Raw genomic sequence first — 18,037 nt, 5'->3', positions numbered from 1 at the left:
GCGTGCGGCGGATCAGCTTTCCAGCCAGACGTCCCGGGCCCAGTGCCAGACCGATTCCCAGGTTTCTTCGGCAATCAGCTCTTCTTCGGCCTGCCACAACACCACGGTCCCGTCTTCTTCGACGCAGTAATAGTCGTCGCCGTCCTGGCAGATCGGGATCAGGCTACGGTCGACACCGGCATCCCAGGCGTTGGCGGCCACATCTGGCAGATAGGTGTGGGACTGCGGATCGGTGACGGTCACGGGTTCCAGGCTGCCGTAGACAACATCGCTGACCGTCAGCAAAAACTCTCTGAATACGAACGGAATATCGATGAACAGCTGCTCTTCGATCTCCACCAGCAAGTCTTCGTCAGGTAACTCCAGTGGAACCGGCACGGGTTCGTTGGCTTCACGCAATTGTTCGATGATTTCTTCCACGTCCGGGATCCTCTTTCTCGATGGCGCGGTTTATATGGAGCGGTTTATACAGTAGCTCGCTATAGATGCAACCGCGAAATAGAAAACCCCGGCCTGAGCCGGGGTTCTTTTATTTCAACATGCAAAACGCGCAGAGGTTCAACCGTTCTGGCGGATACCGGCCACCAGCCAAGGCTGGTCATCGCCCTGGGGACGTTCCATGTTCCAGCTTTCGCTGAACGCTTCGCCTTTGTCGAAGCGCGAGTCCTTCGACACACCGCTGAAGGTCAGGGTGGCGATGGTCTTGTCGGCGCGATCATCGACACCGTCCAGCTGTACTTGCAGATTGTCGATGTAGGTCGACTGGAAGCCATCGCCCAGTTCGGCCCGCTCGCGCTTGAGGAATTCCAGCAGTTGCGGGGTCACGAACTCAGAGATCTTGTCCATTTCGTTCGCATCCCAGTGTTGCTGCAGGGACATGAAATGGTTGCGCGCAGCTTCGATGAAGCGCTCTTCGTTGAACCAGGCTGGCGCATTGATCACCGGTCGAGCAGCCACCGGTGCTGCCGAACCGCCGAAGATCGAACCACTGGCCGGTTGCTGGTTGAACACCTCACGTTGCATCGGCGCATGACCGGCCGGAGCCAGTTGCTCCTGCTGCTTGCGACGACGGGCGGCAATGAAGCGGAAGACCAGGAAGGCGATGACCGCCATGATCAGGATGTCGAAGATTTGCATGCCCTGGAAGCCGTCGCCCATGAACATGGAGGCGAGCAGGCCACCGGCGGCGATGCCGGCCAGGGGGCCGAGCCAGCGCGAAGCACCGCTGGCTTTGGTGGCGGCGCCAGCCGCACCGGCCGCGCCCGCAGTAGCCGCGGTAGAGCCGGCCGCAGAGGACGGCGCCATCTGGCTGGTCTGGTGGGTCGGGGCAGCGCCCGAACTTTTACCACCGCCAAAGCGCTTGGCGGCATTGGCGTCGATGGCCATCGTCAGGCCGATGCACAACGCCATGGCGATGCTAAGAAAACGTTTCATATAAGGGCATTCCCATTTGTGGATAGCACGCGCGCCATGTTGCACAGGTGAACTGTTGCTGGCTAGCGGCAGAGTGTTTCGGGCTTTTGCGTGACAGGTTAGGTTCAGCTTCAGCCGCGCAAGAGGGCTTGTTGGCTTTTGGCTGTAGGAAAGGGGGACAAGTTCTATCGGAAAGGCAGCAGGCGTGAGCAATCCGACCTGTGGGAGCGAGCCTGCTCGCGATCGCGGTGGGTCAGTCACTGTCAATGTTGCCTGATCCACTGCTATCGCGAGCAGGCTCGCTCCCACATAAAAAGCTTTCAGAACGCCTAGATCGCTTCCAACTTGGCATACCCCAGCATCAGCCACTTGCTGCCTTCGCTGAAGTTCACCTGAACCCGGGCCTGGGCGCCGGCGCCTTCGAAGTTGAGGATCACGCCATCGCCGAACACCGAATGTCGCACGGTCTGGCCGAGACTGAAGCCGGTTTCCGGAATGTCGCTGCCGCCAAACAGACTGCTGGTGCTTTGCTGCTGGCCGCCGCCGAACGGACGGCTGACGCTGTTGGACAGCCGCACCTCCTGAATCAGGCCTTTGGGCACTTCACGGACGAAGCGCGACACCTTGTTGTAGGTTTCGCTGCCGTACAGGCGTCGGGTCTCGGCGTACGTCAACACCAGGTTCTGCATGGCGCGGGTGATGCCAACGTAGGCCAGGCGTCGTTCCTCTTCCAAGCGTCCCGGCTCTTCCAGGCTCATCTTATGCGGGAACAAGCCTTCTTCCATTCCCACCAGGAACACGTAGGGGAATTCCAGACCCTTGGCACTGTGCAGGGTCATCAACTGGATACTGTCTTCATGCTCGTCGGCCTGGGTGTCGCCGGCCTCCAGAGAGGCGTGGCCCAGGAAGGCCGACAGTGGCGAAAGCTCTTCGTCTTCCTCGGTGTTCTCGAAGTTGCGTGCGGCGCTGACCAGTTCCTCGAGGTTTTCCACCCGGGCCTGGCCTTTCTCGCCCTTTTCCGCCTCGTGGTAGGCGATAAGGCCGGACTGCTCGATAACGGTCTGAGTCATCAAATGCAGCGGCATGTCCGTGCACTTGGTGGCCAGGTCGTCGATCAGGTCCATGAACGCCTTCAGCGCACCGGCGGCGCGGCCGGTCATGCCCTTGTTGGTGACCAGCTGGCGCATGGCTTCCCACATCGACACATGGCTGTGGCGCGCGTGGTCGCGAATCGCTTCGACGGTTTTCTCGCCAATGCCCCGGGTCGGGACGTTGATCACCCGCTCCAGGGCCGCGTCGTTGCCGCGTCCTTCGAGCAGGCGCAGGTAGGCCATGGCGTTCTTGATTTCGGCGCGCTCGAAGAAGCGCTGGCCGCCATAGATGCGGTACGGGATACGTTCGCGCAACAGGGCTTCTTCCAATACCCGGGATTGGGCGTTGGAGCGATACAGGATGGCGATGTCGCTGCGGGCCAGACCGGTTTTCAGCGCGCTTTCGATGGTTTCCACCACGTAGAGGGCTTCATCGTGTTCGTTGAAGGCGGCATAGAGGTTGATCGCTTCGCCTTCGCCGCCGTCGGTCCACAGTTCTTTGCCCAGGCGCCCGGTATTGTTGGCGATCAGGGCGTTGGCGGCCTTGAGAATGCCGGCGGTGGAGCGGTAGTTCTGTTCCAGGCGGATCACTTGGGCGTCGGGAAAATCCGCCGAGTACTGATGAATGTTCTCGATTTTGGCGCCGCGCCAGCCGTAGATCGACTGGTCGTCATCGCCCACCACCATCAGGCTGTCGCCGCCCTTGGCCAGCAGGCGCAACCAGGCGTATTGCACGGCGTTGGTGTCCTGGAACTCGTCCACCAGCACATGCCGGAAGCGCTTCTGATAGTGCGCCAGCAGTCCTGGATGATCGCGCCACAGGTCCAGTGCGCGCAGTAGCAGCTCGGAGAAGTCGATCACGCCAGCCCGCTGACACGCCGCCTCGTAGGCTTCATAGATGCTGCGCATGGTCGCCAGGAACAGATCGCCGCTGGCCTGGATGTGTTGCGGGCGCAGGCCTTCGTCTTTCTGGCCGTTGATGAACCACTGGGCCTGACGGGCCGGCCAGCGCTGTTCGTCCAGGCCCAGCTCACGGATCACCCGCTTGACCAGCCGCTGCTGGTCGTCGCTGTCGAGAATCTGGAAAGTCTGGCTCAGGCCGGCTTCCTGCCAATGCGCCCGCAACAAGCGGTGCGCCAGGCCGTGGAAGGTGCCGACCCACATGCCGGCCGGGTTGATGCCCATCAGTTGCTCGATGCGATGGCGCATCTCGGCAGCGGCCTTGTTGGTGAACGTCACCGACAGGATCGAATGGGGCGAGGCGTTCTCGACCTGGATCAACCAGGCGATACGGTGCACCAGCACCCGGGTTTTACCGGAGCCGGCGCCGGCCAGGACTAACTGACGACCCACGGAGGCCGCTACGGCCTGGCGTTGGGCATCGTTGAGGGAGTTCAGCAGAAGGGAGAGATCATCGCGCATCGGGGCATTCTAGGGTGCGGCGGCAGCCCGGGCAAACCGAGCTTTGCCCCAGCCGATAAAAGACCGGTCGGTGATGACCGGTCGGTCATGGGCCACAGGCATTGGCCGGGCTCGCTTGAAGGGCTCGCGACCCAATGAAATAGCGACTTTTTCAGCATTTTTATGAGCTTGGGCAGTGTGGGATGGCCGTTGCCTTGTGTATGCTCGCTGCATGTTTCGGGTTCTCCATGCTCCGCTGAATAAGAACAAGAACAGTGCCTATGACCCTAAATTCCGATCTGGCGGGCCCCTGTGTGGAGCCACGGATCATCTGCAAGCAGTACGCCACGGAAATGGCGGTCGAACGCACAAGGCTGTTGTATCAGGGTTCGCTGCTGCCCACGCTGTTCATGTTGGTCAACGGCCTGGTTTGCGCCGCGTTGTTGTGGGGGCCTTCGCGTCATTTTCAGGTCAGCGTCTGGCTGGTCTGGTTGCTCTCGCTGGTTGCGCTACGGGTCATTCAGGTGGCGGCCTTCGATTCGGCGATACCCAGCCGCCAGGCGCACCCGATATGGTTGCGAATGTTTTTGCTCGGCTCGGCGATGACCGGGCTGACATTGGCCGGAGCAGGTATTGCACTGGTACCGGCCGACAGCTTTCAGCAACAGGCCTGGGTATTCGGCCTGATTGGCGCGGCCACCTTGTCAGCCAGCGTTGCCTATGCCGTGAGCCTTCCGGCATTTTTGTCCTTTACCTTACCGTGCCTGTTGCCGGCCATCGGTTATCTCTTCTGGGGCGGCGATGAGCAGCAGCGCGGATGGGGCTGGCTCGGACTGGTCGTACTCGTCTCGCTCAGCGTGGTGGCCTGGCAGGTCAACCGGTTGATACAAAGTGGCATGCTGCGAAGGTTCCAGAATCAGGCGCTGATCGAGCATTTGCAGCAGGCGCAAGCGCGTAGCGCACAGCTCAACGAGGCACTCGGCCGGGAAGTCGAACAACGTCGCAGCGCCGAGGAAAAACTGCGGTCGGCCCAGGTAGGGCTGGAGGCGCGCGTGGTACAGCGCAGCCTCGAGTTGGAGGCGACCAGCCAGGCCCTGAGCAAGAGCGAAGCCCGTCTTGACCTGGCGCTCAAGGCCAGTGAGTTGGGGCTCTGGGATTGGAACCTGCAAACCGACGAAGTCCATCACACCCAGCTCAAGGAACTGTTCGGCCTGGAGCCTGAGTACATCACAGCGATGCTCAGTCACCTGACCCCGCGTCTGCATCCTCAAGACGTGCCGGCCCTCAAACGCGCCCTCGTTGAGCACCTCAAAGGCCGCAGCGAGGACTACCAGATCGAATACCGCGTACGTCACGGCGATGGCCATTGGGTCTGGATCGAAGACCGCGGTCGGGCTGTGGAGCGCAGCCCGAGTGGCCGCGTGTTGCGCATGGTCGGCACCCGGCGAGACATCAGCACCCGTAAAGAACTTGAGCAACAGCGCCAATTGGCGGCCACGGTTTTCGAGGCCGCCAGCGAAGGCATTGTGATTTTTGACCCGCATTACGCACTGCTGGCCGCCAACCAGGCGTTCACGCGGGTCACCGGTTTTAATATCGATGACATGCTGGGACGCAATGTCGTCGATTTGCCCTGCAGTCGTGATGCCCGCCGGCACTACCCGATCATCCGCCAGGCGCTCAAGCAACACGGCACCTGGCAAGGTGAACTGGTGGAGGCCCGGGCCAATGGCGAGTTGTATCCCCAGTGGCTGCAACTGAACGTGGTGCGCGATGCGCGGGGAAATGTGAGCCATATCGTGGGCTTTTTCGCCGATCTTTCGGCCCGGCGCGAGTCCGAAGAGCGAATGCGCTACCTGACCCATTACGATGAACTCACCGGGCTGGCGAACCGCTCGTTATTCCGTGAGCGCCTGCACGAAGCCCACCAGCGGGTGCGTCAGGGCGGACGACGCAGCCTGGCACTGCTGCATATCGACCTGGACCGTTTCAAGCTCCTCAACGATAGCCTCGGCCATGATGTTGCTGACCAACTGTTGCAGAAGATGGCCCGCCGCCTGATCAATGCGTTGCCCGAAGCGGACACCATCGCCCGCTTGTCTGGCGATGAGTTCGGGGTGCTGTTCGACGCCTACGGCAACCTTTCCAGCCTGGCGCGGGTGGCGACCCGCCTGTCCGCCAAGCTGCGCCTGCCGCTCACCATCGAGGGCCACGAACTGGTGGTCAGCGCCTCGATCGGCATCAGCATGTTGCCCGACAATGCGCGGGAGATTTCCACGCTGGTCAGTCAGGCGAACATGGCCATGCAACATGCCAAGCATCTGGGCGGCAACAATTTCCAGTTCTATACCGACAGCCTTCAGGCCAGCACGTTGGAGCGCCTGCAACTGGAGAATCAGCTGCGCAAGGCCCTTGAAGAGCAGCAGTTGAAGGTTTTCTATCAACCCAAATTGTGCCTGGCGACCGGCCGTCTGAACGCTGCCGAGGCGTTGGTGCGTTGGGATCATCCGCTCATGGGCCGAGTCCCGCCGGGAGACTTCATCAGCCTGGCCGAAGAGACCGGGCTGATCGGGCCGATCGGCGAGTTCGTGTTGCGCCAGGCCTGTTGGCAGGCGTGCCAATGGCAGCGTGAGGGGCTGGCGCCGATCAGGGTGTCGGTCAACCTGTCGGTGCATCAGTTGCGCCAGGGCAAGCTGGTCAGCCTGGTTCGGCAAGTGCTGGAGGAAACCGGTCTGGCGCCGCAATACCTGGAACTGGAACTGACTGAAAGCCAGTTGCTCGACAGCGTTGAGCACATCATCGCGACGTTCCAGCAATTGCGCGACCTCGGCGTCAAGCTGGCGATCGATGACTTTGGTACCGGCTATTCGTCTCTGAGTTATCTCAAACGCATCCCTGTGGATTACGTGAAAATCGATCAGGCGTTCATTCGTGGGCTGACGGAGGGTAGCGAAGACGCAGCCATTACCCGGGCAATCATTGCAATGGCCCATGGGTTGTCGCTCAAAGTGGTGGCCGAAGGCGTCGAGCGGCCAGAGCAGCTCGAGTTTCTGAAAGCTGAACAATGTGATGAGGTTCAGGGCTATCTCATCAGCCGACCGGTTGAAGCACAAGGGTTGGCCGCGCTGTTATGGGCTAATCGGGATGATTGCTAGCCCGCCGTTGCTACATGGCGTGCATGCGGCATGAAACCGGGAGATTGAGTTACGGATTGGGCGGGCAAAAAGCCGATTCTTGTAGTATAACTACAAGCTTGCTACATCCCGGCTTCTGCCAATAACAAGAGTCCAATCCCTTGAACCTGTTGCAACACATCGCCCAGTCACGCCATCTGCTGCGCAAGTCGGAGCTGAAAGTCGCCGATCACGTATTGCTTGATCCTGCGGCCGTGATGCACAGCTCCATGGCCGATCTTGCCCACAGCGTCGGCATCAGCGAACCGACCATTGTGCGTTTCTGCCGAGCCATCGGTTGTTCGGGTTTCCAGGACCTGAAACTCAAGCTGGCGCAAAGCCTCGCCGCGGGTGCGAGCTTCGGCCAGTTTGCGATCCATGAAGACGATTCGGTCGCCGACTACAGCCTGAAAATCTTCGACACGACCCTGCATACGCTGATGGAGGTTCGCGAGAAGCTTGATCCGGTGGCGTTGCAAAAAGCCGTCACGGCCATGTCCCAGGCCCAGCGTGTCGAGTTTTATGGTTTCGGCGCTTCGGGCGCGGTGGCGGCCGATGCCCAGCACAAGTTCTTCCGGCTACTGCTGACGGCCGCGGCTTATTCCGACCCGCACATGCAGGCGATGTCGGCGGTCACGTTGAAACCCACCGATGTGGCGATCTGCATTTCCCAGTCGGGCCGTTCCAAGGATCTGCTGATCACCGCCAACCTGGTGCGCGAAAGCGGCGCCTCGTTGATCACCTTGTGCCCGAGCCAGACGCCATTGGCCGAACTGTCCACGGTGAACCTGGCCATCGACGTGCATGAAGACACGGAGATCTACACGCCGTTGACCTCGCGCATCGCCCATCTGGTGGTGATCGATGTGCTGGCGATGGGCGTCGCCATGGCGCGCGGCCCAAGTTTGGTCAATCACCTCAAGAGCGTGAAACGCAGCCTGCGCAGCTTGCGGTTGTCACCCAAGTCGGTGAAAGCGCTGGACGATTGACCGCTGGTCTTGAAGTTGAGGGCATCTGTGGCGAGGGGATCTGCGAATTCATCGTTCTGTAACGCTCGCGCCGCCAAACCGTCATCGCGCGCCTTCATCGTAAAGCTCCCGTATACGTCTTGGGAGTCTCGACATGACCCAGTCCTACGAAGAACGCAGCGCCGTCAAAACCCGTCGTCAGCAGGAAGACCAGCGCCGCATGGCGTTTCGTCGTGCCATCGAAGACCGCTGTGAGCAGCGCCAGCTGCTGGCCGAAATCAGCGAGTTTCCGGACGCAGCAGAATTCAACTATTGGCAGGCAACATCGGCGGCTTCCCGTCGAAACGCTCAACCAGGCCAATGATCTGAGCACGCTCGCCGCGAACGAACGCCAGGAAGGCGTGAGCCACCGGTGACAAGCGTTTCGCCCTGGCTTGTACCAGGCACCAACTGCGGTACAGCGGCAGCTCCTCCACCGGCAACTCGATGAGAGCGCCGGACACCATCTCCCGGCTTACGGCGTGGCGCGTCAACAGCGCCACGCCCAGCCCTGCGAGAACGCATTCGCGTTGGGCCTCCGCCGACGCCACTTCCAGCGTCTGGGTGAAGTGCACCCGTTTCTCCTTGAAATATTCCTCGCAGGCCAGCCGCGTGCCTGACCCTGGCTCGCGCAGCAGCAGCGTATACGGCTCAAGGTCTTGCAAGCGCAACGGGCCCATGTGGCACAGCGGATGGTCGGGCGGCGCCACAGCGACGATCGGGTTATTGAGAAATGGCAGGAATTCCAGGCCCATGTCCTGAGGCACCATGGACATGATCACCAGATCGTCGCGGTTGTCCGAGAGCCTTCGGATCACTTGGCCGCGGTTGACCACCGTGAGGTTCAGGTTGACCTCCGGGTGCTGGCGCTTGAAGGCGGCGAACAGGTGCGGCACGAAGTACTTGGCGCTGGATTCCACCGCCAGCTTCAGTTGGCCTTGCAGCGAGCCCTGCATGTCCGACAACTGCATGTCGAGGTTTTCCAGGCGCCCGAAGATGTCCCGGCTGGCGCGTTGAAGGGCTTCGGCGGCTTCGGTCATGTAGAGTTTTTTGCCAACGTACTCAAACAGCGGCTGGCCAATCAGCTCCTCAAGTGATCGAATCTGTAGGCTAACGGCCGGTTGTGTGAGAGACATTTCGTCGGCTGCGCGGCTGTAGGACCTCAGGTCGCACACCTCATTGAAAATCTGCAGTTGACGCAATGTCATACGCATCAATGACTTACGCATTTTCTATAGGCTCTCGGGCGGGGCGGATGAGTCAACTATAAGTCTTTGCTTATGCACGACCCAATAAATATTCATTTTTGTTAATCAACAGCCAGGACTAGTGTGGTGCTGCGACCGATTGTTACATCTGGTCACGCGTCGACCTGAAGCTCCAGGTCGTGGTACCACCGGCTCAAGGGAACCTCCAATTGATAACAAAGATCCTGATCGCCAACCGTGGTGAGATTGCCGTCCGCATCGTGCGCGCTTGCGCCGAGATGGGCATTCGCTCGGTCGCGGTCTATTCCGACGCTGACCGTCATGCGTTGCATGTCAAGCGTGCGGACGAGGCCCACAGCATCGGCGCCGATCCGCTGGCCGGCTATCTCAACCCGCGCAAACTGGTGAACCTGGCTGTGGAAACCGGTTGCGATGCGTTGCATCCCGGTTATGGCTTTCTCTCGGAAAACGCCGAGCTGGCGGACATCTGCGCCGAGCGCGGGATCAAATTCATCGGTCCGTCGGCTGAAGTCATTCGCCGCATGGGCGACAAGACCGAAGCGCGTCGCAGCATGATCAAGGCCGGCGTACCGGTCACGCCGGGCACCGAAGGCAACGTATCGGGCATCGAAGAGGCCCTGACCGAAGGCGACCGCATTGGTTACCCGGTGATGCTCAAGGCTACGTCCGGTGGTGGCGGTCGGGGTATCCGTCGTTGCAACAGCCGCGAAGAGCTCGAACAGGCTTTCCCGCGGGTCATTTCCGAAGCCACCAAGGCCTTTGGTTCGGCGGAAGTGTTCCTGGAAAAATGCATCGTCAATCCCAAGCACATCGAAGCGCAGATCCTGGGTGACAGTTTTGGCAACGTGGTGCATCTGTTCGAGCGTGATTGCTCGATCCAGCGTCGCAACCAGAAGCTGATCGAGATCGCCCCCAGCCCGCAACTGACGCCTGAGCAGCGCGCCTACATTGGTGACCTGTCGGTGCGCGCCGCCAAGGCTGTGGGCTACGAGAACGCCGGCACCGTGGAGTTCCTGCTCGCCGAGGGCGAGGTGTACTTCATGGAGATGAACACCCGGGTGCAGGTGGAACACACCATCACCGAAGAAATCACCGGCATCGACATTGTTCGTGAACAGATCCGCATCGCCTCCGGCCTTCCGTTGTCGGTCAAGCAGGAAGACATTCATCACCGTGGCTTCGCGCTGCAGTTTCGGATCAACGCCGAAGACCCTAAAAACAACTTCCTGCCCAGTTTCGGCAAGATCACCCGCTACTACGCCCCCGGCGGCCCGGGCGTGCGCACCGACACAGCGATCTATACCGGCTACACCATTCCGCCCTTCTACGATTCGATGTGCCTGAAGCTGGTGGTCTGGGCGCTGACCTGGGAAGAAGCAATGGACCGTGGCCTGCGAGCCCTGGACGACATGCGTCTGCAAGGGGTCAAGACCACCGCGGCGTATTACCAGGAAATCCTGCGCAACCCGGAATTCCGTAGTGGCCAGTTCAATACCAGCTTCGTTGAAAGCCATCCTGAGCTGACCAACTACTCGATCAAGCGCAAACCCGAAGAGCTGGCCCTGGCCATCGCCGCCGCCATTGCCGCCCACGCAGGCCTGTAAGGAAAATAACAATGTCCAAGAAGATTCACGTAACCGATACGATCCTGCGCGACGCTCACCAATCGCTGCTCGCCACTCGCATGCGCACCGAAGACATGCTGCCGATCTGCGACAAGCTCGACAAAGTCGGCTATTGGTCGCTGGAAGTCTGGGGCGGCGCAACATTCGACGCCTGCGTGCGCTTCCTGAAGGAAGACCCGTGGGAGCGCTTGCGCCAACTGCGCGCGGCGCTGCCCAACACTCGCCTGCAAATGCTGCTGCGTGGTCAGAACCTGCTGGGCTATCGCCATTACAGCGATGACGTGGTCAAGGCGTTCGTGGCCAAGGCTGCGGTCAACGGCATCGATGTGTTCCGTATTTTCGATGCGATGAACGACGTGCGTAACCTGCGGGTCGCCATCGAGGCGGTGAAAGCCGCCGGCAAGCACGCCCAAGGCACCATCGCCTACACCACCAGCCCGGTGCACACCATTGAGGCTTTCGTAGCCCAGGCCAAGCAAATGGAAGCCATGGGTTGCGACTCGGTGGCGATCAAGGACATGGCCGGTTTGCTGACCCCGTACGCCACTGGCGAGCTGGTGAAGGCATTGAAGACCGAGCAGTCGTTGCCGGTGTTCATCCATTCCCATGACACCGCTGGCCTGGCCGCGATGTGCCAGCTCAAGGCGATCGAAAACGGCGCCGATCACATCGACACCGCGATCTCCAGCTTCGCCTGGGGCACCAGCCATCCGGGCACCGAGTCGATGGTTGCGGCCCTTAAGGGCAGCGAGTTCGACACTGGCCTGAACCTGGAATTGCTGCAGGAAATCGGCCTGTATTTCTATGCGGTGCGCAAAAAATACCACCAGTTCGAAAGCGAGTTCACGGCGGTGGACACCCGCGTCCAGGTCAATCAGGTGCCGGGCGGGATGATTTCCAACCTGGCCAACCAGCTCAAAGAGCAGGGCGCGTTGAATCGCATGAACGAGGTGCTGGCAGAGATTCCACGGGTGCGCGAAGACCTTGGCTTCCCGCCGCTGGTGACCCCGACCTCGCAGATCGTCGGCACTCAGGCGTTCTTCAACGTACTGGCCGGTGAGCGCTACAAGACCATCACCAACGAAGTGAAGCTCTATTTGCAGGGCGGCTACGGCAAGGCTCCGGGTTCGGTGAATGAGAAGCTGCGCCGTCAGGCCATCGGCAGCGAAGACGTGATCGATGTGCGTCCGGCCGACCTGCTCAAGCCGGAAATGACCAAGCTGCGTGGCGAAATCGGCGCACTGGCCAAATCCGAAGAAGACGTACTGACTTACGCCATGTTCCCGGACATCGGGCGCAAGTTCCTCGAAGAACGCGAAGCCGGCACCCTGACCCCGGAAGTGCTGTTGCCAATCCCTGAGGCGGGCAGTGTGAGCTCGGCGGGTGGTGAAGGCGTGCCGACCGAGTTCGTCATCGATGTTCACGGCGAAACCTACCGCGTCGACATCACCGGCGTGGGCGTCAAGGCTGAAGGCAAGCGTCACTTCTACCTGTCCATCGATGGCATGCCCGAAGAGGTCGTGTTCGAACCGCTCAATGAGTTTGTCGGCGGCGGCAGCAGCAAGCGCAAACAAGCCACTGCGCCGGGCCATGTCAGCACCACCATGCCGGGCAACATCGTCGATGTGCTGGTCAAGGAGGGCGATGTGGTGAAGGCCGGCCAAGCGGTGCTTATTACCGAAGCCATGAAGATGGAAACCGAAGTGCAGGCGGCTATCGCCGGCAAGGTCACCGCCATTCATGTCGCCAAGGGCGACCGGGTCAATCCGGGCGAGATCCTGATCGAGATCGAAGGCTGAGCTAACAGCCTCGATACAACCGTTTAACCTCGGGGGGGCATGTGCTCCCCTTTTTTTTGCCTGTCAGAACATCATTCGCCATTGGCCCATCAACGCCCCGTTACGGTTGTCCTGACCGGTTTCACCCTTATAACTCACCCCCAGGGTATGCCTGGGCGAAACGGCCAGGTCCAGCCCTGTTTCGAAGAGCAGGCTGTCACGGTCCAGTTCGACGCCTTCGACGGTATACGACTTGCCTGCGCCGACCAGGCCCTGGCGGGAAGCGCCTCGGGTCTCGCCGTAGAGATGTTTCCAACCGAGACTCAAGCGCGGCGTCAGTCGCATGCCCTGGTCAAGAGAGAATGACCGGGCGAGGTGCAGGCCCAGGTTGCTGTGGAAATAGTCCTGGGTCTGACCGTTGAACTGCAACGCCGCGTCGCCACCGTTCTCCGAATAGCGATCGCGTTGGTAGCGTTGGTAACCAAGGTCGATATAAGGCTCGATATCGAAGTGACCGATGTTCAGGTTGTAACCGAGCTGGCCAAAGACCTGCTGCGTATTGGCATCGTAGCGACCTTTGAGGCGATCCCTGAAACCGTTGAAGAGCACATGACGCTTGGTACTGCCGTCATGATTGCCGTAAACGGCGCCCAGGCGCAGCGCCCATGGCCCGTCCTGGCGCAAGGCGTAGGCGCCCAGGTGCCAACTGTCGAGCCGACCATCGAACTGCTGGCCGTCCAGCCGGGTTTGCGTCTTGCCGCCGATTATCCCCAGGCGCCAATCCGGGCTGATGGCCCAGTCGGTTCCCAGCATCACACCTTTTGTCGAGTGTTTCAGGGCATAGCTGCCCAATTGTTTGCCGATACTGCCGCTGTTCCCGATGGCCTGGACCCAGACTTGACCGTCAGCGTGCACGCTCCCGGGGTTTTTCTGGCCCATGGCCGAAAGCATTCCGCTGCTGATCGGCGCGATGCTGCTCAAGGTGGCGTTGCCCAGATCCGCAGTGTTGTAGCCACTCAGTTGGTCGATGGCGCTGGCGGCGGTCATCATATCGCTGCCGAGCAAGGCGTTGATGGCGGCGTTGGGTTTTGCGACTGGCTGGGTGGTTTGCAATTGGCCGGTGGGTTTGGGAGCGGTGCTGGTGATTTTGGGTGGCTCGACGGGTTTGATTGCTGGGGCTTCGATCACTGGTCGGGCACCAGCTGCCAGTGCAACGGTAGGCACGTCGATGGGGGCGGGCGCTGCTGGTTTGACCGGTTGCAGCGCTTCGATATGGGCCGCAAGTTCTTGCCCGTTTTCGGTAGTTGCTGCTTGCTTGAGGGGAACATCGTTGCGCGCGTAAGTCAGGTTGACTTGCGTATCGGTGGGGCTCAGCGTCGCCGTCATGAAGGCCAGATTGCTGGAGACCGTGCCGAACGTTCCTTCGATCTTCCCCGCGCGGATGACCGTGTGCTCGCGCGCCTCAATGTATTCGCCCGGCACGGCAGCGACGGTCAGCGTCGCGTTGTTGAGGAGCGCGGTGCCTTCAACGTTGATCGTGGAGCTACCACCATCTGCATTGACCCCGTAGATCAGTTCGGCACTCTCCGCCAACGAGAAGTCCTGAGTAATGGAGGGTGCGCCTATTTCGGGGCCGACTTCCAACTGGCCCGCGACACTCAAGAACTCCACAGTGCCATTGCCGCTGAAGCTGGCCCTTTCGCGTACATGAACCTGTCCATTGACCACGCCGGAGTTCGTCATGCTGGCACCTGGCTCGACAGTCACGCGATTGGCGACCACGCCCTGGTTGTCCAGCTTGCCGAGAACCCCTACCTGGCCGTCGATTCGGCCAGTATTAAGCAACGTGGCCTCTGGCTCGATCACCCCCCAGCCTGCGAAATGCCCGGTGTGTTGCCATTCACCTTGCGCAACCTGCAAAGCCATGAAGTTTCGGGTTTCAGCCAATATCGGATGCTTGGCGGCGTCCAGGCGCAGAACGTTTTTTCCACCGCCACCATCAATGATCCCGGGGAATTTTGCGTTTGCGCTGATGATGACCCAGTCATTTTTGCCCGTCCATTTCGCGTCGCCTTTACGGGAGGTGTTGGCATTTTGCCGCTTGGTATCCTTAGCTTCGGCGAAGGCCCTGAGGTGCTCTTGTTGCTCGGCGGTTGTGAGAATATCGGCTGATGGCTGAGCCATCGAAACATCGGCGCAGCCGAGCGCCAAGGCGATTGCCAGGGCAAGGTGTTGGGGTGGGTGTAAATGTTGGATAGACATCGAGTGCGGCCTCTCTTGAAAGAAGTCCGCACTTTAAAAATTCCACACCCGGTCACGCTGCCAGCTAACGCCGCGCCTTGGGCAAGCCACAGCAGATGGAATCTGTAGGCCGGTCGTGTTGCGATCCAGAGATCGTCGCGTTGGCTTCCATGACCTGAAGCGTCGCCCTACAAGATCCTCGGAACTGTCCTGTCAGCTGCGCTTGAGATAAGCCTTCCCATAATGCCGCTCCATCCGCGCCTGGATCAGCTCCAACGCGATGGACATCAACCAGTAAATGATCGCCGCCGTGGTGAGCATTTCGATGTAGCGGTAGCTGGAACGACCATAGGATTGCGCCAGGAACATCACTTCCCAGACGCCCATCACCGAGATCAGGGACGAGTCCTTGAGCATGGAGATGAATTGGTTGGTGGTCGGTGGAATGATGGTGCGCATGGCCTGGGGCAGGGTGACGCGCCAGAAGATCACGGTTTCACCCATGCCCAGCGCAAGGGAGGCTTCGCGCTGGCCGTGGGGGACGCCAAGGATGCCGGCGCGGAAGATTTCGCTCAGGTAGGCGCCGTAGTTCAGCGACAGGGCGATGATCCCGGCGGCAATCGCGCCCGGCACCAGCCCCAGTTGTGGCAGCCCGAGGTAGATCAGCAGAATCTGGATCAGCAGCGGCGTGCCGCGAAAGAACGACGCGTAGAAACTGGCGATGCCGAACGCCACCGCGCTGCTGGACAGCCGCGCCAGGGCGGTGATGAAACCCAGCAAGGACGAAGCGCCGATCGAACACAGGCACAGGAACAGCGTCAGCGCCGCGCCCTGCAGAAAGCCGTTGGGTGCCAGGTGCACGCCCAGCAGATTCGGCAGCTTGTCCAGGATGATGGAGAATTTCAGGTCGAAGCTCAGGAAAAAACTCGCGAACAACACCAGCATGGCTGCCCAGGTCAGGTACAACCGTGTGCGAAAACCGAAGATCTTTTTCAGGCGCGACTCGGCCACCGGTTGCGGTGGCCGAGAAGGGGATGGAAAGGAAGTCATTGGCTGATGTCGGCGCCGATCCATTTCTGGGAAAGCTTGCTCAAGGTGCCGTCCTGTTTCAACTGGGCGAACACTTCACGCACCTTGCTGTTCCACTCGGCGTCGCCTTTTTCGATGGCCACCGAGTTCGGCTCGGAATAGAGCGCCTCGCCCGCCAGTTTGAAGCGTTTGTCTTCGCTCAGGCGCGGCTGCGCAGTCACCAGGTTGGTCAGCACCGCGTCCAGCCGCACCCCGGCACCCAGGCCGAGATCCTGGAAGGCCACGTTGTCGGTGTCGTACGGGGCGATCTGCACGTCCTCGAAGGGGTAGCTCAAACGGGTGTCTTCGGCGCCTTCGATCACCAGGTTCTTGTTCAGGTAGCTCTCGTAGCTGGAGGCGCTGGTGAGGCCGACTTTCTTGCCGCTCAGGTCACTGGCGCCATGGATGCTGTCGTCCTTGGCGTTGACTACGATCACCGCTGGCGAGGCGTAATACTGGACCGGGAAATCGAACACCTCGGCGCGGGCCTTGCTTGGCGTCATGGAGCAGATGCAGATGTCATAGCGCCCGCTCCAGCGCCCGGCGGCAATCACGTCCCAGGAGGGGGTTTCCAGGCGCAGCTTCACGCCCAGTTTTTCGGCGACCGCTTTGGCAACATCCACGTCAAAACCGTCGAGCTGGTTCTGATCGTTGAGGAATGAGAAGGGCGGATAGCTTTCCATCAGCACGCCGACCAGTTCTTTTTTCTGCTCGATGCGATCCAGCGTGGCGCCTGCGAGCGCATGTGACGAAACGGCCAGTAGAGTCAGGCCGAGGGCCAGCAGCGGTTGAAATTTCACGAGAGATCCCTGGCTGAAAAATAAGTTGTGGTTAACCGATGGGTGCGTATTAAATAGTTATAAGAAGGACTCCGGTAGTGAGTATTTTTCATAAGCTTATGAGTGAATCGCATATGGGCGCAGCAACGATAGTCATCCTTGATGGCGGCATGGGCCGCGAACTGCAACGCCGGGGCGCCCCGTTCCGACAGCCCGAGTGGTCGGCGTTGGCCTTGAGCGAAGCACCCCAGGCGGTCGAAGCGGTACACGCGGCCTACATCGCCAGCGGCGCCAACGTGATTACCAGCAACAGCTACGCCGTAGTACCGTTTCACATCGGAGAGGAGCGCTTTGCAGCCGAGGGCCAGGCATTGGCGGCGCTGGCTGGGGAGCTGGCGCAGCGGGCGGTACAGGCCTCAGGCAAATCAGTACGGATTGCCGGGTCGCTGCCACCGTTGTTCGGTTCCTATCGACCCGATTTGTTCGATGCTTGCCGTGCCAATGAATTGCTGGCGCCGCTGGTGACAGGCCTGGCGCCTCATGTTGACCTGTGGTTGGCCGAAACCCAAAGCTCCACGGTTGAAGCGCGAGCGATCCACGCCGGGCTGCCGAAGGACGGCAAGCCGTTCTGGCTGTCATTCACCCTGAAAGATGAAGACACCGATGAAGTGCCGCGCCTGCGTTCCGGTGAGCCGGTGGCGGACGCGGCGGCAGTGGCCGCCGAGCTCGGCGTCGAAACGCTGCTGTTCAATTGCAGCCAACCAGAAGTGATCGGCGCAGCAATCGATGCCGCGCGGGACACCTTCGAGCGTCTGGGGGTGAAGATCCACATTGGAGCCTACGCCAACGCGTTCCCACCGCAGCCGAAGGAGGCGACGGCCAACGACGGGTTGGACCCGCTGCGCGAAGACCTTGATCCACCAGGGTACCTTCAGTGGGCGGCTGACTGGCGCAAGCGCGGGGCAAGCCATCTGGGCGGCTGCTGCGGGATTGGGCCGGAGCATATTGCGGTGCTGGCGCAAAAGCTGGTCTGAGCCTGGTTCATCGTACTGTGGAATAACCCTGTGGCGCGGGGCTGCGCAGCGGCCCTAAGAACTTGCGGTTGCTGCGCAACCGAGCGCAAGCGCCTTCGCCACGGAGTCGTGAGATTCTGCTGACATTTGGACTTACGCTTTTCCCCGAACCCTCTAACCCCTCCATACATATGTATGTCATTTCCGCTCGAACGGCGC

14 protein-coding genes are annotated in these 18,037 nt (G+C 60.6%); 7 read left to right on the top strand and 7 right to left on the bottom strand.

The genetic code is table 11. The features are described from left to right. Positions 1–12: 12 nt before the first annotated feature. The 3 genes from GKKCFE_RS25635 to uvrD form a co-directional block, all read right to left on the bottom strand. The gene (locus GKKCFE_RS25635; protein ID WP_003187120.1) at positions 13–420 is read right to left on the bottom strand and encodes an SMI1/KNR4 family protein; all 408 of its coding nucleotides are present in this window, start codon (positions 418–420) and stop codon (positions 13–15) included. A 138-nt stretch (positions 421–558) separates the two neighbouring features. Next, positions 559–1,434 carry a Tim44 domain-containing protein gene (locus tag GKKCFE_RS25630; RefSeq protein WP_047226694.1) on the bottom strand — a complete coding sequence of 292 codons (876 nt, stop codon included), beginning with the start codon at positions 1,432–1,434 and terminating at the stop codon, positions 559–561. A gap of 308 nt (positions 1,435–1,742) precedes the next feature. Beyond that, positions 1,743–3,926, bottom strand: coding sequence for a DNA helicase II (gene uvrD / locus GKKCFE_RS25625; protein ID WP_445577260.1), 2,184 nt, complete (start codon positions 3,924–3,926; stop codon positions 1,743–1,745). A 260-nt stretch (positions 3,927–4,186) separates the two neighbouring features. Here uvrD and GKKCFE_RS25620 point away from each other — a divergent pair, with 260 nt between their 5' ends. The 3 genes from GKKCFE_RS25620 (at position 4,187) to GKKCFE_RS25610 (ending at position 8,410) form a co-directional block, all read left to right on the top strand. Further along, positions 4,187–7,060 carry a putative bifunctional diguanylate cyclase/phosphodiesterase gene (locus tag GKKCFE_RS25620; RefSeq protein ID WP_445577259.1) on the top strand — a complete coding sequence of 958 codons (2,874 nt, stop codon included), beginning with the start codon at positions 4,187–4,189 and terminating at the stop codon, positions 7,058–7,060. A gap of 140 nt (positions 7,061–7,200) precedes the next feature. Further along, a complete protein-coding gene (gene hexR / locus GKKCFE_RS25615; RefSeq protein ID WP_003187110.1) occupies positions 7,201–8,067 on the top strand; it encodes a transcriptional regulator HexR in 867 nt (288 codons plus the stop codon). A gap of 133 nt (positions 8,068–8,200) precedes the next feature. Then, on the top strand, positions 8,201–8,410 hold the full coding sequence (locus tag GKKCFE_RS25610; protein ID WP_047226697.1) for a PA3496 family putative envelope integrity protein: 210 nt from the start codon (positions 8,201–8,203) through the stop codon (positions 8,408–8,410). Here GKKCFE_RS25610 and GKKCFE_RS25605 read toward each other — a convergent pair. Then, positions 8,352–9,314 carry a LysR family transcriptional regulator gene (locus GKKCFE_RS25605; RefSeq protein ID WP_047226698.1) on the bottom strand — a complete coding sequence of 321 codons (963 nt, stop codon included), beginning with the start codon at positions 9,312–9,314 and terminating at the stop codon, positions 8,352–8,354. The two genes, GKKCFE_RS25610 and GKKCFE_RS25605, sit on opposite strands and share 59 nt — an antisense overlap. Before the next feature lie 188 nt (positions 9,315–9,502). On the opposite strand from GKKCFE_RS25605, the gene GKKCFE_RS25600 reads away from it, so the two are divergent. Further along, a complete protein-coding gene (locus tag GKKCFE_RS25600) occupies positions 9,503–10,918 on the top strand; it encodes an acetyl-CoA carboxylase biotin carboxylase subunit (protein WP_047226699.1) in 1,416 nt (471 codons plus the stop codon). Between the two features lie 11 nt (positions 10,919–10,929). Further along, positions 10,930–12,738 (top strand): sodium-extruding oxaloacetate decarboxylase subunit alpha, encoded by a 1,809-nt coding sequence (gene oadA / locus GKKCFE_RS25595; protein ID WP_047226700.1) that lies wholly within the window; start codon positions 10,930–10,932, stop codon positions 12,736–12,738. Between the two features lie 63 nt (positions 12,739–12,801). Here the strand turns inward: oadA and GKKCFE_RS25590 are convergent, their stop codons facing one another. Then, on the bottom strand, positions 12,802–14,460 hold the full coding sequence (locus tag GKKCFE_RS25590; RefSeq protein ID WP_339491104.1) for an autotransporter outer membrane beta-barrel domain-containing protein: 1,659 nt from the start codon (positions 14,458–14,460) through the stop codon (positions 12,802–12,804). Between GKKCFE_RS25590 and GKKCFE_RS25585 the strand changes: the two genes are divergently transcribed. Continuing rightward, on the top strand, positions 14,425–14,889 hold the full coding sequence (locus tag GKKCFE_RS25585; protein ID WP_445577258.1) for a hypothetical protein: 465 nt from the start codon (positions 14,425–14,427) through the stop codon (positions 14,887–14,889). The two genes, GKKCFE_RS25590 and GKKCFE_RS25585, sit on opposite strands and share 36 nt — an antisense overlap. A gap of 282 nt (positions 14,890–15,171) precedes the next feature. Here GKKCFE_RS25585 and GKKCFE_RS25580 read toward each other — a convergent pair whose 3' ends face one another. After that, entirely contained in the window at positions 15,172–16,008 is an 837-nt protein-coding gene (locus tag GKKCFE_RS25580) for an amino acid ABC transporter permease (protein ID WP_322834559.1), read from the bottom strand. Further along, on the bottom strand, positions 16,005–16,826 hold the full coding sequence (locus GKKCFE_RS25575; RefSeq protein ID WP_445577257.1) for an ABC transporter substrate-binding protein: 822 nt from the start codon (positions 16,824–16,826) through the stop codon (positions 16,005–16,007). The genes GKKCFE_RS25580 and GKKCFE_RS25575 overlap by 4 nt, the downstream gene beginning before the upstream one ends. 113 nt (positions 16,827–16,939) lie before the next feature. Here GKKCFE_RS25575 and GKKCFE_RS25570 point away from each other — a divergent pair, with 113 nt between their 5' ends. Beyond that, positions 16,940–17,839 carry a homocysteine S-methyltransferase family protein gene (locus GKKCFE_RS25570; protein WP_047226704.1) on the top strand — a complete coding sequence of 300 codons (900 nt, stop codon included), beginning with the start codon at positions 16,940–16,942 and terminating at the stop codon, positions 17,837–17,839. Positions 17,840–18,037 lie beyond the last annotated feature (198 nt).

The sequence above is a fragment of the Pseudomonas sp. E141 genome, assembly GCF_052659885.1.
Note: the sequence above shows the minus strand (reverse complement) of the source record. Positions and strands in the feature narration are given on the sequence as shown.

Excerpts from the sequence above, each read along its gene's own strand:
- GKKCFE_RS25630 (WP_047226694.1), bottom strand. The coding sequence starts at position 1,434 with ATGAAACGTTTTCTTAGCATCGCCATGGCGTTGTGCATCGGCCTGACG.
- uvrD (WP_445577260.1), bottom strand. The coding sequence starts at position 3,926 with ATGCGCGATGATCTCTCCCTTCTGCTGAACTCCCTCAACGATGCCCAA.
- GKKCFE_RS25620 (WP_445577259.1), top strand. The coding sequence starts at position 4,187 with ATGACCCTAAATTCCGATCTGGCGGGCCCCTGTGTGGAGCCACGGATC.
- GKKCFE_RS25610 (WP_047226697.1), top strand. The coding sequence starts at position 8,201 with ATGACCCAGTCCTACGAAGAACGCAGCGCCGTCAAAACCCGTCGTCAG.
- GKKCFE_RS25605 (WP_047226698.1), bottom strand. The coding sequence starts at position 9,314 with ATGCGTAAGTCATTGATGCGTATGACATTGCGTCAACTGCAGATTTTC.
- oadA (WP_047226700.1), top strand. The coding sequence starts at position 10,930 with ATGTCCAAGAAGATTCACGTAACCGATACGATCCTGCGCGACGCTCAC.
- GKKCFE_RS25585 (WP_445577258.1), top strand. The coding sequence starts at position 14,425 with ATGAACCTGTCCATTGACCACGCCGGAGTTCGTCATGCTGGCACCTGG.
- GKKCFE_RS25590 (WP_339491104.1), bottom strand. The coding sequence starts at position 14,460 with ATGACGAACTCCGGCGTGGTCAATGGACAGGTTCATGTACGCGAAAGG.
- GKKCFE_RS25580 (WP_322834559.1), bottom strand. The coding sequence starts at position 16,008 with ATGACTTCCTTTCCATCCCCTTCTCGGCCACCGCAACCGGTGGCCGAG.
- GKKCFE_RS25570 (WP_047226704.1), top strand. The coding sequence starts at position 16,940 with ATGGGCGCAGCAACGATAGTCATCCTTGATGGCGGCATGGGCCGCGAA.